Consider the following 13,646-nt stretch of genomic DNA (forward strand, 5'->3'; position numbering starts at 1 on the left):
GGTGAGTGTTCAACGGTCTGCCATGTTGGTGAAATAGTTCGTGGGGCATCGCTCTCGGGTAGATGCCCTTTTTTATGAAAAGTTGGATTTCGCACAATGTCTGATGTATTGCTGAGTCTGCAAGGCATCCACAAGCGCTATGGGGCAACCCATGCCTTGCGCGGGGTGGATCTGGAGTTGCAGGCCGGAGAAGTGCTGGCCCTTGTGGGCGAAAACGGTGCCGGCAAGTCCACGCTGGTCAAAATGTTGACGGGAGTGGTGCCGGTGGACGAAGGGGTGATCCGACTACGGGGCGTCCCGCAGACATTCGCCAACGCCCAGGCATCGCAGGCCGCGGGCATTCTGGCGGTGCACCAGGAAACGGTGATGTTCGAAGAACTCAGCGTGGCCGAAAACATTTACGTGGGGCGCCACCTGATGCGTGGCCCTTTTATCGACTGGTCGGCAATGAACATCCAGGCACAGTTGGTGTTGGACCAGATTGGCGCACGTTTCAGGGCGACTACCCTGGTCAAAGACCTGAGCTTGGCCGAGCGGCATCTGGTCGAAATTGCGCGGGCCTTGTCCCAAAAGGCATCGGTGGTGATTTTGGACGAACCGACCGCAGCACTCTCGCAGGCGGAGATCCGGGACTTCTACGGCATCGTGCGCCAGCTGCGTGACCAAGGTGTGGGTGTGATTTTCATTACCCACAAGTTCGATGAGATTTTTGCGGTGGCGGACCGCTACGTGGTGCTGCGCGACGGCGCGGCCGTGGGTTCCGGCGCCATCTCTGGCGTGACGGAGCAGGAACTGGTCAAGCTCATGGCAGGGCGCGCCATCGACCAGATTTACCCGCAGATCGTGTCAACCCCCGGTGATGTGGTGATGACGGTCAAGAACTTGTCGCACCCCACAGAATTCAGCAACATTGCCTTTGAGTTGCGGCGTGGAGAAATTCTGGGGTTTTATGGTCTGGTGGGTTCCGGTCGCAGCGAGGCGATGCTGGCCATCATGGGCTTGAACCCCGCCGCTAGCGGTGAATTCACAGTGCAGGGCCAGAAGCTCGATGCGCGGCGCCCCGGTGACGCGATTGCAGCCGGCATCGCCTATGTCCCTGAAGAGCGCCAACGCCAGGGGGGCATTCTCGGGTTTTCGGTGGAGCACAACATCAGCCTTGCCGGCCTGAGCCGTTTCGCCCGTGGTATTTGGTTGTCGAAAATTCGCGAGTCGGCTTTGTGCCAGCGGATGATTGAGCGGCTACGGATCAAGACCCATTCGCCGGACACTTTGTTGTCCGGCCTCTCCGGTGGAAACCAACAGAAGGTGGTGATCGCCAAGTGGCTGGGGCTGGACCCGCGCATCGTCATTCTGGATGAGCCCACCAAGGGCATCGACGTGGGGGCCAAGCAGGCCGTCTATCGCCTCATTGCCGAAATGGTGGAGCAGGGGCTGGCCGTCATTCTGGTGTCCAGCGAGTTGCCGGAGGTCATGAACCTGGCCCACCGGACGATCGTGATGCGCCGCGGTGAACAGGTGGCCGAGTTTTCCAAGGCGCACGCCCAGGCGGAGGCCATCGTGGCAGCGGCCTCGGGCCTGAATCAACAGGCAATGCAGCCGGTTGCGGCGCCTCAATGTGAAGAGGTGGTGGCATGAGTGCCCTGAAATCCATACGGCGTGAATGGCTGCTGCTGGCCATCATTGCTGCCATTGCGCTGGCTGTGGGTGTGCGTGCGCCGGTTTTCCTGACCTGGCGCAATGGCATGGACATTGCCAACGATTCCGCCATCCTTGCCATCCTGGTGATGGGTCAGATGCTGGTGTTGCTGACCCGTGGCATCGACCTCTCAGTCGCCTCCAATCTGGCGCTCACCGGCATGGTGTGTGCCTTGGTCGGCAAGGCATGGCCGGGCGCTTCGGCACCTGTCCTGATCATGCTGGCATTGGCTATAGGGGCATTTCTCGGATCCGTGAACGGCTGGTTGATTACCCGATTCGGCTTGCCGCCCATTGTGGTGACCTTGGGGACTTTGTCTGCCTATCGAGGCGCCATCTTCGTGGCGAGCAAGGGCGCTTGGGTCTCTGACCAGGATATCCACCAAGTCATCAAAGGTCTGCCGCGTGAGGTCTGGCTCGGGCTGCCTGCACTCGTGTGGTTTGCCGTGGTGGTGTTGGTGCTGGCCACGGTGTTCTTGAAGCTGCGCCGGGAGGGGCGCGAGATCTATGCCCTGGGGGGCAATCCACTGGCTGCGGCCTATGTGGGCATTTCTCCGCGCAAATGCCTGATGCGGGTCTATACCTTGTCGGGCATGTTGGCGGGCCTGGCCGGCTTGTTGTGGGTGGGGCGCTACTCCATCGCCTACACCGAATTGGCGGCCGGCTATGAGTTGACAGTGGTGGCGGCCTGCGTCATCGGTGGCGTCAGCATCGGTGGTGGCGTCGGCACAGTGGCAGGTGCTGCATTGGGGGTCCTGTTCATCGGCGTGGTCAACGGGGCTTTGCCGGTGATCCAGGTGTCACCATTCTGGCAACAGGCGATTGCGGGTGCAGTCATTCTGATCTCGGTCACTGTCAATGCGCGTGCAGAGCGGCGTAGTGGCCGGCAGATTCTGGAGCGCAAAAGCAGCACAACACCTTCTCAAGGAGCAGCGGCATGAAGGCCTGGAATACATGGGAGCGCGTGTTACTCGCGTTGCTGGTCGTACTGCTGGTGGGTTTCGGCTTGGCGCAACCGGGCTTCATGACTCCGGATGCCTTGGCCGACAGCACCTTTAATTTCAGTGAGAAAGGCATTCTGGCGCTGGCCTTGGCGCTGCTCATCATCGCAGGCGAGATTGACCTGTCGATTGCCGCCATTCTGGCCCTGTGTTCCCTGGCCATGGGTTACGCCATGAAGGCAGGGGCCGGGCCCGTGGGCATGACGTTGGCTGCACTGTTGACCGGGGCAGTGGCCGGCGCAGTGAACGGGGTGCTGGTCACCCGCTACAAGCTGCCTTCGATTGTGGTCACCATCGGCACGCTGTCGCTGTACCGGGGTCTGGCACTCGTGGCTTTGGGGGATCAGGCCATTTCCGGCTATCCCGAGGTGTTCTCCACCCTGGGCAATAGCTACGTGGGTGAAATCATCGGTGTACGCTGGCTCATCATCCCGATTGAATTCGCCATTCTTGTGGTCTTTGCGCTGGCTGTGGGCGTGACCCTGCATCGTACGGTCGCGGGACGCAGGCTCTACGCCATTGGCGCCAATCCTGTCGCCGCACGTTTCTCGGGTATCGAGGTGGACCGCTACCGCTTGGCCTTGTTTGTGTTTTCCGGTCTGATGGCAGCCCTGGCAGCCATCATGCTGACCGGTCGCATCGGCAGTACCCGCCCCAACATCGCCATGGGATGGGAGCTTGATGCCATCACCATGGTGATCCTAGGCGGGGTCGCCATTGAGGGCGGGCGCGGCAGCATCGTGGGCACCATGCTGGCTGTGTTGCTCTTGGGCTTGTTCACCTTTGCCATGGGCATGGCCAACGTCACGGGCATTGTGATGTCCATGGTGATCGGAGTCCTGTTGATCGTCTCCATGGTGCTGCCGCGCCTGCTGCAAGGCCGGAGGGTAGCGGCATGAGTCTGGCACAACCCACCGAGAAGTACGCGTTCCGCATGTTCCTGAATCCGGGTTGTGTCGCGGAGTACAAAAAGCGCCATGACGAGATTTGGCCGGAGCTGGTTACGCTGCTTCAAGCCACCGGCATCTCGGACTACAGCATCTATCTGGACGAGCAGCACCTGGTGCTTTTTGCCGTACTGCGCCGCACCGCGGGGCACACCATGGCGGATTTGCCTCGTCACCCGGTGATGCAGCGCTGGTGGGCCCATATGGCAGACATCATGCGCGCCAACCCGGATGGTTCACCGGTTGCCGAGCCCTTGCCCTGCCTGTTTCATTTGGACTGAAAGGCACAGCGTGAAAGACGAACTGACGCTGGTCATCGACATCGGTAAAAGCCATGCCAAGCTGCTGATGTTCAACGATGCCGGTGAGGTGGTGGAACGCCACGGGCGCGACAACCGCAGCGTCCTCTCGGCCTTGGGCTATCCGGCTCTGGATGTGCAGGGGCTGGAGGACTGGATGTCGCACACCCTGAGCGCTTCGGCCAACACCGTGCGTTGTAGCCGTGTGATGACGTCAACCCATGGCGCGGCGCTGGTGGGGCTGGATGAGACCGGCTTGGCATGGGCGCCGCTGGATTACGAGTTTGATGCGCTGGCACAGCACCCTGTATGGGCGCGCGAATTTGAGGACGCTGCAGATGCCTTCGCGCAGACGCTGTCGCCCGATCTGCCCGCAGGCTTGAACGCGGCCAGTCAGTTGTTCTATGTGCAGCGCGCGCACCCGCAAGCCTGGCAGCGCACCCGCCATCTCTTGCCGTACCCGCAGTACTGGGCGTGGCGCTTGTGTGGTGAGCGGGCGAGCGAAGTGTCTTCGCTGGGGTGCCACACGCATCTGTGGCTGCCGCAGGCGGGTGAATTTTCTCAACTGGCAAGTCGCCAAGGGTGGACCGCATTGTTTGCGCCGGTGCGTTCGGCTTGGGAAGTACTGGGCACAGTGAGGCCACAGGTGTCTCAGACATGGGGCTTGCCGCCGCACTGTGTGGTGCATATAGGCGTGCACGACAGCAATGCCTGCCTCGCCCGCTATCTGGAGTCACTGAACCGTGATGCCACTACCAGCAGGGCATTGACCGTGGTCTCCTCCGGAACCTGGACGGTGCTGATGGCCCCCGGAGCGCCCACCCAGGGTTTGCAGGCCGAGCGCGACATGCTGGCGAATGTGGACGTACTGGGCCGCGCCACGCCGACCGCACGCTTCATGGGCGGGCGGGAGTTTGAATGTCTGTTGGCCGGCGCAGACCGGGATGCGGGCAGCCTCGGAGATCTGCAATTCCTCATCTCCGGGGCGATCATGGCTTTGCCTTCATTTGCGGCACATGGCGGGCCGTTCCGTGGGCGTGAAGGCAGTATCCGGTGTGGCTCGAAAGCCTTTGCGGATGCAGGCAGTGCCGGACTTGCTGCGGGCCAACGCGCAGCCCTGGCGGCCCTGTACTGTGCACAGACGACTGCTTGGCTGGTGGAGCGCCTGTGGAGCGGGAGTGCGCTGCCACGCACCGTGTTGGTAGAAGGGCCGCTGGCCCGAAATGCTTTGTACCTCGGGGCGTTGCAGGGGCTCATGCCCGCAGCCCGATGCCTGGTCAGCCTCGACCCGGTGGAGGGAACGGCGCGGGGCGCGTGGATGCTCTCACGGTGGGGGAAGTCGACTGCGGCCGATGTGATGCCCGTTGAAGCGCTGTCTGTCGCAGGCTTGGGCGAGTACCACGCAGCATGGCAGCGCGCGTTGGACTGAGGTGGCTAGTTCGGACTGTCAGCGCACGCTCACCCTGAGCTGAACTTCCGTCCGCGTCACGCCACTCTGCAACTGCGCGCCACGCAGGCTCTGCTGATTGTTCTGCAGGTTCTGCTCGGACTCTGCCACCGTCATCCACTCGCCCAAGGGCAGCAGCATGCTGCTGCCGGTGCTGGACTGTGCTGGTGGCGCATTCACTGCTCCGGCTTGGGGAAACAGGGGCCGCAGTGCTTGCTGGGTGTTGAGTTCCACCTCGACCATATCTCCACCATCCCAGCGCGGTAGCGCACTAAAGCCCGTGCCAGCTTCTATCAGCACGGTCCCTTGGGTCGTCACGATTTGCCCGTTGCGCACAAAGCTTTGCAATAAGCGCAATGGCGTTTGCGTTTGCACTGCGATGCGTGCTGGCCGGCCATTCAGGATAAGGATTTGTTGCACCGCCGTGCCGCTGCTCCGGCCTTGCGCCAGGCCGCCTGTGACCCTGCCGCCTTGTAGGTCTACGCCCGCCTGCTGGCCATCTTCGGTTTGCACCTGCCTCACTTCGATGAGCAGATTGCGCAGGGGCAAGGGAGTTGCATTTGCTCCTGAATTGATAGCTGCTTGCGCATGCACTGCGGGCGCCAGGTGCCAAAACAGTGCCAAAGCCAGCCAATCTCTGCGGTTCATGGGCGTCCTTTCATGATGGCGCCTGTGGGTGGCGCTTGTAACTGGCTCAAGGGCAGCGCACTGCTGGCCTTGACCTCGCCCAGCGAAAAACTGGTGTGCAGGTCTTTGACGTTGGGCAGGTTGATCAGCACCTCGCGTGCAAACTGGCTGAAGCTGTTCAGGTCGCGGCTGACCACCTGTAGCTCAAAAGTACCGGTGCCGCTAATGTAGTGGCAGCTGATGACCTCCGGGATCCGCCGTATCGCCTCTTCGAGTTCGTGCAGCACATCACCGCTGTTGCGGTTGGCGTCCAGGCGCACAAAGGCCAGCACCCCCAGCCCGATTTTTTGGCGGTTGATTTCCGCCCGGTATCCGGTGATGAAGCCGCTGTCCTCCAGCGCCTTCACCCGCCGCCAGCAAGGCGCCGCACTCAGGCCCACGCGGGTCGCGAGTTCGGCGTTGCTGAGGCGCCCATCGTTTTGCAGCTCGCTCAGGATGGCCAAGTCATAACGGTCAAGTGTTTCCATAAAACGCATTATGGAGAAAGAATCGTTCTTTGAGAGGTGGTTTTCAGGCAAAGAAAGCAAACACCTATCTGAGTTGCGGGCATACACTTTGCCGAACAAAAACACGGAGACAAGCACCATGAATGCACCCCTCAACCGGGACCTGCCCGCGCACATCCGCACGGCGTTGGATTCCGTCACCCTCGACGACAAATACGCCCTCGACCACGGCCGCGCTTTCATGAGTGGCGTGCAGGCACTGGTCAAGCTGCCCATGCTGCAGCGCGTGCGCGACCAGCGCGCCGGCAAGAATACGGCCGGCTTTATCAGCGGCTACCGTGGCTCGCCCTTGGGCACCTATGACCAGTCGCTGGTCAAGGCAGAAAAATACCTGGAGGCCCACCACATCAAGTTCCAGCCGGGCGTGAATGAGGAGCTGGCTGCCACCGCCTTGTGGGGTACTCAGCAACTGGGCTTTGCACCCCCGGGCAGTAACAAGTACGACGGCGTGTTCGGCATCTGGTACGGCAAGGGCCCCGGCGTGGACCGCTGCTCAGACGTGTTCAAGCACGCCAACATGGCCGGTACCACGCCCTGGGGCGGTGTGATCGCCGTGGCGGGGGATGACCACATCTCCAAAAGCTCTACCGCCGCCCACCAGAGCGACCATATCTTCAAGGCTTGCGGGTTCCCGGTGTTCTTCCCGGCTAATGTGCAGGAGATTCTGGACCTCGGTTTGCATGCCTTTGCCATGAGCCGTTTTTCCGGCGTGTGGGCCGGCATGAAGACGATCCAGGAAATTGTGGAGTCCAGCGCCACCGTCACCATCGACCCCGAGCGCGTCCTCACCCGCATGCCGGCCGACTTTGAGTTGCCACCCGGCGGCCTGCATATCCGCTGGCCCGACCATGCGCTGGACCAGGAAGCCCGCCTGTTTGACTACAAGTGGTATGCCGCGCTGGCCTACATCCGCGCCAACCGACTGAACCACAACGTGATTGAAGGGCCGCATGACCGCTTCGGCATCATTTCCAGTGGCAAGGCGTACAACGACACCCGCCAGGCGTTGTTGGACCTGGGGTTGGACGATGACACCTGCCGCCGCATCGGCATCCGCCTGCACAAGGTGGGCGTGGTGTGGCCGCTGGAGGCGCAACTGACCCGCGAATTCGCCACCGGCTTGCAGGAGATTCTGGTGGTGGAAGAAAAGCGCCAGGTCATCGAATATCAGCTCAAAGAAGAGCTGTACAACTGGCGCGCGGACGTACGCCCCACAGTGTTGGGCAAGTTCAACGAGGTGGAAACGCCCGACCACTACGGCGCCGGTGGCGAGTGGTCCATGCCCAACCCGAGCGCCAATACCTTGTTGCGTGCGAATGCGGATTTGTCGCCGGCCATCATCGCCCGTGCGATTGCCCAGCGCATCAAAAAGCTGGGGCTGGATGCCGACACCAGCGCCCGCATCGATGCCCAGATGGCGATTCTGGAAGCCAAAGAGCGGGCCATGCACGTCATTGACTTGGGTAACTCCGGTGCAGCGGCTGCGGTTCGCCAGCCCTGGTTCTGCTCAGGCTGCCCGCACAACACCAGCACGAAAGTGCCGGAAGGTTCACGTGCGATGGCCGGTATCGGCTGCCATTTCATGACCATCTGGATGGACCGCAGCACCGATGGCTTTACCCAAATGGGCGGCGAGGGCGTGCCATGGGTCGGGCAGCAGCCCTTCACCAACGACAAACACATCTTCGCCAACCTGGGCGATGGCACCTACTTCCACAGCGGCTTGCTGGCCATCCGCCAGAGCATTGCGGCCGGCGTCAACATCACCTACAAAATCCTCTACAACGATGCGGTGGCCATGACCGGTGGCCAGCAGGTGGGTGAGCGGCCGGAAGGGCACTCGGTGGTACAGATAGCGCAGAGCATGCGTGCGGAAGGCGCTATCAAAATCATAGTGGTGACAGACGAGCCTGAAAAATACGATGCAGTCGAGGGGCTGCCCGAGGGTATTGCCATCGAACACCGCGATGAGCTGGACCGCATCCAGCGTGAGTTCCGCGACACCAAAGGCACCACCGTCATCATTTATGACCAGACTTGTGCCACCGAAAAGCGCCGCCGCCGCAAGCGCGGCACCATGGTGGACCCCGCTAAGCGCGTAGTCATCAACGAACTGGTGTGCGAAGGCTGTGGCGACTGCGGCGTACAGAGTAATTGCATGAGCGTGGAGCCGCTGGAGACCCCCTTCGGGCGCAAACGCCAGATCAACCAGAGCACCTGCAACAAAGATATATCTTGCGTCAAAGGCTTTTGCCCCAGCTTTGTGACGGTGGAAGGCGGTAGCCTGAAGAAGCCGGTCAAGCTGCAAACCGATGCCAGTGGCTGGCCGGCGGCGCTGCCGGACCCGCAGCTTCCCGACCTTGCAACGGTGCAGGGCGGTGTGTGGGGCACCATCGTGGCAGGCGTGGGCGGCACGGGCGTGATCACCATCGGACAACTGCTAGGCGTGGCTGCGCATTTGGAGGGCAAAGGCATCGTCACCCAGGACGCCGGTGGCTTGGCGCAAAAGGGCGGCGCGACTTGGAGTCATGTGTTGATTGGCGCGTCGCAGGACGCGATCCGCACCACGCGGGTCGGTACGGCTTCCGCAGATTTGGTGCTTGGCTGTGATCCGGTCGTAGTGGCTGGCAAAGAAACGCTGATTCGCATGCGGCCCGGTCGCACTCATGTGGCGTTGAACGCCAACACGGTGCCTACCGCCGGCTTTGTGAAGAATGCAGACTGGACCAACCCGGGCGACCAGTGCGTGAGCGACATCACCCGCACCGTGGGCGAAAGCCATGTCGGGCTGTTTGATGCCGATGCGGTGGCCACCAAGGTCATGGGCGACAGCATTTACACCAACCCCATGATGTTGGGCTACGCGTGGCAAAAGGGCTGGATTCCCTTGGGGCTGGCATCCTTGATGCGCGCTATCGAGCTGAATGCAGTTGCAGTGGGGAACAACAAGGCCGCTTTTGAGTGGGGCCGCCGCGCCGCAGTAGATTGGCCCGCCGTCCAACGCGCCATCAACCCAGGGCAAGTGATTGCCTTCACACCGCGCAGCAAAGAAACGCTGGACGCCATGGTGCAGCAGCGTGTGGAGTTTCTGACCGGCTATCAAAACGCGGCCTACGCCCGCACCTATGCGGACTTCGTGTTGCACGTGCGTGCCAAGGAGGCTGTGCTGGGCGGTGACAAGCTGCCTTTGACTGAAGGGGTCGCACGCTACCTCTTCAAACTCATGGCCTACAAAGATGAGTACGAAGTCGCGCGATTGCATACCGACACCACGTTCAAAACCCGCGTTGGCGCCATGTTCGAAGGCGACTTCAAGCTGGCCTACCACCTCGCACCGCCCTTGTGGGCACGCAAGAACGCCCAGGGCGAGCTGCAGAAGGCGCGTTTTGGCAGCTGGATGGGCCTTGCATTCCGGGCCTTGACCCCGTTGAAGGTTCTTCGGGGCACCGCTTTGGATGTGTTCGGTTACACGGAAGAGCGCCGCGAAGAGCGGGCCCTGATCGTTGAATACCGCGAGGCTATCAAGAGCATGTTGCCCTCATTGAACCTCGGCAACCTGAGCGCCGCCGTCGCGTTTGCCAAAGTCCCCGAGCACATCCGCGGCTATGGCCATGTCAAGGCCCGGCACCTGAGGTCGGCCAAAGTCCAGTGGGCTGAGCTGTTGGCGCGCTACCGCACTCTGGATCAAGCCCAACAAGCCCGGGCTGCTTAGGGCCATGCCCGCCCTTCACGGGCGGGCCTTTTCCCCCGCTTACAATGACCGGTTGTCTGGCCACAGGCCGGTCCGCGTGCGCGCGGGCATGCCCGCAGCCGCAAACGTTTTTGTTTTGTTCCCTTTTGTGGAGTTTGCCTGTGTTCATTTCTTCTGCTTTTGCCCAAACTGCTCCCGCCGCTGCCGGAGGTGATATGCAATCCTCCTTGATGAGCATGTTGCCCCTGGTGCTGATGTTTGTGGTGCTGTACTTTGTGATGATCCGCCCCCAAATGAAAAAGCAAAAAGAGCATCGCGCCATGATTGATGCGCTGGCCAAGGGCGATGAAGTCGTGACCGCTGGTGGCGTGCTCGGCAAAGTCAGCAAGTTGGGTGACAGCTATGTGGGTCTGGAAGTGGCCAGCGGCGTGGAAGTTCAGGTGCAGCGCAGCGCGGTAGTGCAAGTACTGCCCAAGGGCTCCATCAAGTAAGTCGTCAACCCGAAGCAAAGCGCGATCATGAACCGTTATCCGGTGTGGAAGTACGCGATCATTCTGGTCGCGCTGGTGGTCAGTGGCTTGTATGCCCTGCCCAATTTGTTCGGCGAGTCACCCGCGGTTCAAGTCTCTGCGGCCAAATCGTCCGTGAAGGTCGACACCGCAGTTCTGGCCAGGGTTGAACAAACCTTGAAGGACGCCGGCTTGACCGCAGACGCGGTGGCTTTGGAAGGCACTTCCGTCAAGGCCCGCTTTGCTGATACCGATACCCAGCTCAAAGCCAAAGACGCCATCCAGAAGGCGATTAACCCGGATGCGACCGATCCGGCTTATATCGTGGCCTTGAACCTGTTGTCCCGTTCCCCCGCATGGCTGACAGCATTGCATGCATCTCCCATGTATCTGGGGCTGGATTTGCGCGGCGGCGTGCATTTCATGCTCCAGGTGGACATGCAGGCAGCGCTGACCAAGCGTGCTGAATCACTCGCCGGGGATATCCGCACCGTATTGCGTGAGAAAAATGTGCGTCACAGCGGTATTTCCCGCAATGCACAAACGGTGGAAGTGCGTTTCCGTGACGCTGCCACGGCGGATGCCGCCAAGCGCATCATCCAAGACCAATTCGCCGATCTCGAAACTGTGTCCTCCACGGACGGCGCCGATGTGAAGCTGGTAGCCAGCATCAAGCCGGTGTCTGCCAAGACGATTCAAGAACAGGCGCTCAAGCAGAACATCACCACGCTGCACAACCGTATCAATGAGCTGGGCGTGGCCGAGCCGGTGATTCAGCAGCAAGGCCTGGACCGCATCGTGGTGCAGTTGCCCGGTGTGCAAGACACGGCCAAGGCCAAAGACATTCTGGGCCGGACAGCAACGCTGGAAGTCCGGCTCGTAGACGAGGGTACCGAGGCGCGCTCTGCCGAAACCGGAACCGGCCCGGTGCCTTTTGGCTCGGAACGCTATCTGGATCGCGAAGGGCGCCCTGTGATCGTCAAGAAACAGGTGATCCTCACCGGTGAGAACCTTACGGATGCTCAACCTGGCTTCGATAGCCAGACCCAGGAACCCACAGTCAACCTGTCCTTGGATGCCAAGGGTGCGCGCATTTTCCGTGACGTCACCCGCGAGAACATCAACAAGCGCATGGCCATCCTTTTGTTCGAAAAGGGCAAGGGCGAGGTGGTAACCGCTCCAGTCATCCGCTCTGAAATCAGCGGCGGGCGTGTACAGATTTCCGGTCGCATGACGACCGTAGAGGCGGCTGACACTGCCCTGTTGCTTCGCGCCGGCTCATTGGCGGCGCCCATGGAAATCATTGAAGAGCGCACCATTGGTCCGAGCTTAGGTGCTGAAAACATTGCCAAGGGCTTCCAGAGCGTTTCTTGGGGCTTTACCGCCGTGGCCATTTTCATGTGCGTCTATTACATGCTGTTCGGCATGATCTCCAGTATTGCGCTTGCGTTCAACTTGCTGCTGTTGGTGGCGGTCTTGTCCATGTTGCAAGCCACCCTGACCCTGCCGGGTATGGCCGCGATGGCGTTAGTGCTGGGTATGGCGATTGACGCGAACGTGCTGATTAACGAGCGGGTGCGCGAAGAGTTGCGCAATGGCGCGTCGCCACAAGCTGCCATCCACGCCGGTTACGACCGCGCATGGGCCACCATCATCGACTCCAACGTCACTACGCTGATTGCCGGCTTGGCCTTGCTGGCATTCGGTTCCGGTCCGGTACGTGGTTTTGCAGTGGTTCACTGTTTGGGCATTTTGACGAGCATGTTCTCCGGCGTCTTCTTCTCGCGTGGCGTGGTGAATTTGTGGTACGGTCGCCAAAAGAAGTTGAAAACGGTTTCCATCGGTACCGTTTGGCGTCCTGATGCTGGGCAGCAGGTCACCACCAACTAAAGGGAAAAGTCATGGAATTCTTCAAAATCCGCCGTGACATTCCGTTTATGCGGAATGCTTTGATTTTCAATCTGATCTCGTTCGTCACCTTTGTGGCGGCCGTGTTTTTCCTGTTTTCGCGCGGGTTGCATTTGTCGGTGGAGTTCACTGGCGGCACCTTGATGGAAGTCAGTTATTCCCAGCCGGCTAATCTGGACAACATTCGGAGCACGGTAGCGAGCTTGGGCATCAATGACGTCCAGGTTCAGAACTTCGGTACTGCACAGGATGTGTTGATCCGCATGCCGGTGCAAAAGGGCAGCACTTCTGGCCAGCAAAGTGACAAGGTGTTGTCTGCCCTTAAAGCTTCAGATGCCAGCGCGACCTTGCGCCGCACGGAATTTGTGGGCCCCCAAGTAGGTGATGAACTCGCGGCTGACGGCTTGAAAGCTCTGGCCTTTGTGGTGGTGGGCATCATGATCTACCTTGCCATCCGGTTCGAGTGGAAGTTTGCGGTGGCAGCCATCATCGCCAACTTGCATGATGTGATCATCATTCTTGGCTTCTTTGCGTTCTTTCAGTGGGAATTTTCCTTGCCCGTATTGGCGGCCGTATTGGCGGTCCTGGGTTATTCCGTGAACGAATCGGTGGTGATCTTTGACCGTATCCGCGAGAACTTCCGTCGCTACCGGAAGATGAACACTGAACAGATCATCGATAACGCCATCACTTCAACCATCAGCCGCACGATCATTACCCACGGCTCCACGCAATTGATGGTGCTTTCCATGCTGGTATTCGGCGGTGCCACCTTGCATTACTTCGCCTTGGCATTGACTATCGGGATTTTGTTCGGCATTTATTCCTCAGTCTTCGTTGCGGCAGCTATTGCGATGTGGCTGGGCATTCAACGCGAAGACTTGGTAAAGGGAGGCGTTAAAAAAGATGCTGACCCCAACGATCCGAATGCGGGTGCTACTGTCTAAAGACAACTG

General features: G+C 60.4%; 11 protein-coding genes. 9 read left to right on the forward strand and 2 right to left on the reverse strand.

The window, feature by feature from the left end; all coding sequences use genetic code 11:
* Positions 1-96 precede the first annotated feature (96 nt).
* From ACOAP0_RS11240 to ACOAP0_RS11260, 5 genes are read left to right on the forward strand one after another with little or no spacing between them, the layout of a single operon-like run.
* Positions 97-1,635 carry a sugar ABC transporter ATP-binding protein gene (locus tag ACOAP0_RS11240; protein WP_498391408.1) on the forward strand — a complete coding sequence of 513 codons (1,539 nt, stop codon included), beginning with the start codon at positions 97-99 and terminating at the stop codon, positions 1,633-1,635.
* Positions 1,632-2,636, forward strand: coding sequence for an ABC transporter permease (locus tag ACOAP0_RS11245; RefSeq protein WP_498376474.1), 1,005 nt, complete (start codon positions 1,632-1,634; stop codon positions 2,634-2,636). Before ACOAP0_RS11240 ends, ACOAP0_RS11245 begins: the two co-directional genes overlap by 4 nt.
* Positions 2,633-3,595 (forward strand): ABC transporter permease, encoded by a 963-nt coding sequence (locus ACOAP0_RS11250; RefSeq protein ID WP_498376475.1) that lies wholly within the window; start codon positions 2,633-2,635, stop codon positions 3,593-3,595. The genes ACOAP0_RS11245 and ACOAP0_RS11250 overlap by 4 nt, the downstream gene beginning before the upstream one ends.
* The gene (gene rhaM / locus ACOAP0_RS11255; RefSeq protein WP_087495954.1) at positions 3,592-3,924 is read left to right on the forward strand and encodes an L-rhamnose mutarotase; all 333 of its coding nucleotides are present in this window, start codon (positions 3,592-3,594) and stop codon (positions 3,922-3,924) included. The genes ACOAP0_RS11250 and rhaM overlap by 4 nt, the downstream gene beginning before the upstream one ends.
* Positions 3,925-3,934: 10 nt before the next feature.
* Positions 3,935-5,371, forward strand: a complete 1,437-nt coding sequence (locus tag ACOAP0_RS11260) for an FGGY family carbohydrate kinase (RefSeq protein WP_498376476.1) — start codon at positions 3,935-3,937, stop codon at positions 5,369-5,371.
* An 18-nt stretch (positions 5,372-5,389) separates the two neighbouring features.
* On the opposite strand, the gene ACOAP0_RS11265 is transcribed toward ACOAP0_RS11260, so the two are convergent.
* Together ACOAP0_RS11265 and ACOAP0_RS11270 are read right to left on the reverse strand one after the other, a co-directional pair.
* Positions 5,390-6,037 (reverse strand): hypothetical protein, encoded by a 648-nt coding sequence (locus ACOAP0_RS11265; RefSeq protein ID WP_498376477.1) that lies wholly within the window; start codon positions 6,035-6,037, stop codon positions 5,390-5,392.
* On the reverse strand, positions 6,034-6,543 hold the full coding sequence (locus ACOAP0_RS11270; protein ID WP_498376478.1) for an Lrp/AsnC family transcriptional regulator: 510 nt from the start codon (positions 6,541-6,543) through the stop codon (positions 6,034-6,036). Before ACOAP0_RS11270 ends, ACOAP0_RS11265 begins: the two co-directional genes overlap by 4 nt.
* A 118-nt stretch (positions 6,544-6,661) precedes the next feature.
* On the opposite strand from ACOAP0_RS11270, the gene ACOAP0_RS11275 reads away from it, so the two are divergent.
* The 4 genes from ACOAP0_RS11275 (at position 6,662) to secF (ending at position 13,637) form a co-directional block, all read left to right on the forward strand.
* On the forward strand, positions 6,662-10,294 hold the full coding sequence (locus ACOAP0_RS11275; RefSeq protein ID WP_498376479.1) for an indolepyruvate ferredoxin oxidoreductase family protein: 3,633 nt from the start codon (positions 6,662-6,664) through the stop codon (positions 10,292-10,294).
* 140 nt (positions 10,295-10,434) lie between these two features.
* Positions 10,435-10,764 (forward strand): preprotein translocase subunit YajC, encoded by a 330-nt coding sequence (yajC, locus tag ACOAP0_RS11280; protein WP_087495958.1) that lies wholly within the window; start codon positions 10,435-10,437, stop codon positions 10,762-10,764.
* Between the two features lie 27 nt (positions 10,765-10,791).
* Complete coding sequence (secD, locus tag ACOAP0_RS11285; protein WP_498376480.1) at positions 10,792-12,672, forward strand: protein translocase subunit SecD; 1,881 nt, start codon at positions 10,792-10,794, stop codon at positions 12,670-12,672.
* Between the two features lie 11 nt (positions 12,673-12,683).
* Positions 12,684-13,637, forward strand: coding sequence for a protein translocase subunit SecF (gene secF, locus ACOAP0_RS11290; RefSeq protein ID WP_498376481.1), 954 nt, complete (start codon positions 12,684-12,686; stop codon positions 13,635-13,637).
* Positions 13,638-13,646 lie beyond the last annotated feature (9 nt).

Source organism: Curvibacter sp. Hmag1.1 (assembly GCF_059769165.1).

What these genes read in the sequence shown, in the direction of transcription:
- ACOAP0_RS11275 (WP_498376479.1), top strand. Translation starts at nt 6,662, where the DNA reads ATGAATGCACCCCTCAACCGGGACCTGCCCGCGCACATCCGCACGGCG.
- ACOAP0_RS11265 (WP_498376477.1), bottom strand. Translation starts at nt 6,037, where the DNA reads ATGAACCGCAGAGATTGGCTGGCTTTGGCACTGTTTTGGCACCTGGCG.
- secF (WP_498376481.1), top strand. Translation starts at nt 12,684, where the DNA reads ATGGAATTCTTCAAAATCCGCCGTGACATTCCGTTTATGCGGAATGCT.
- ACOAP0_RS11245 (WP_498376474.1), top strand. Translation starts at nt 1,632, where the DNA reads ATGAGTGCCCTGAAATCCATACGGCGTGAATGGCTGCTGCTGGCCATC.
- ACOAP0_RS11250 (WP_498376475.1), top strand. Translation starts at nt 2,633, where the DNA reads ATGAAGGCCTGGAATACATGGGAGCGCGTGTTACTCGCGTTGCTGGTC.
- ACOAP0_RS11240 (WP_498391408.1), top strand. Translation starts at nt 97, where the DNA reads ATGTCTGATGTATTGCTGAGTCTGCAAGGCATCCACAAGCGCTATGGG.
- ACOAP0_RS11270 (WP_498376478.1), bottom strand. Translation starts at nt 6,543, where the DNA reads ATGGAAACACTTGACCGTTATGACTTGGCCATCCTGAGCGAGCTGCAA.
- secD (WP_498376480.1), top strand. Translation starts at nt 10,792, where the DNA reads ATGAACCGTTATCCGGTGTGGAAGTACGCGATCATTCTGGTCGCGCTG.
- rhaM (WP_087495954.1), top strand. Translation starts at nt 3,592, where the DNA reads ATGAGTCTGGCACAACCCACCGAGAAGTACGCGTTCCGCATGTTCCTG.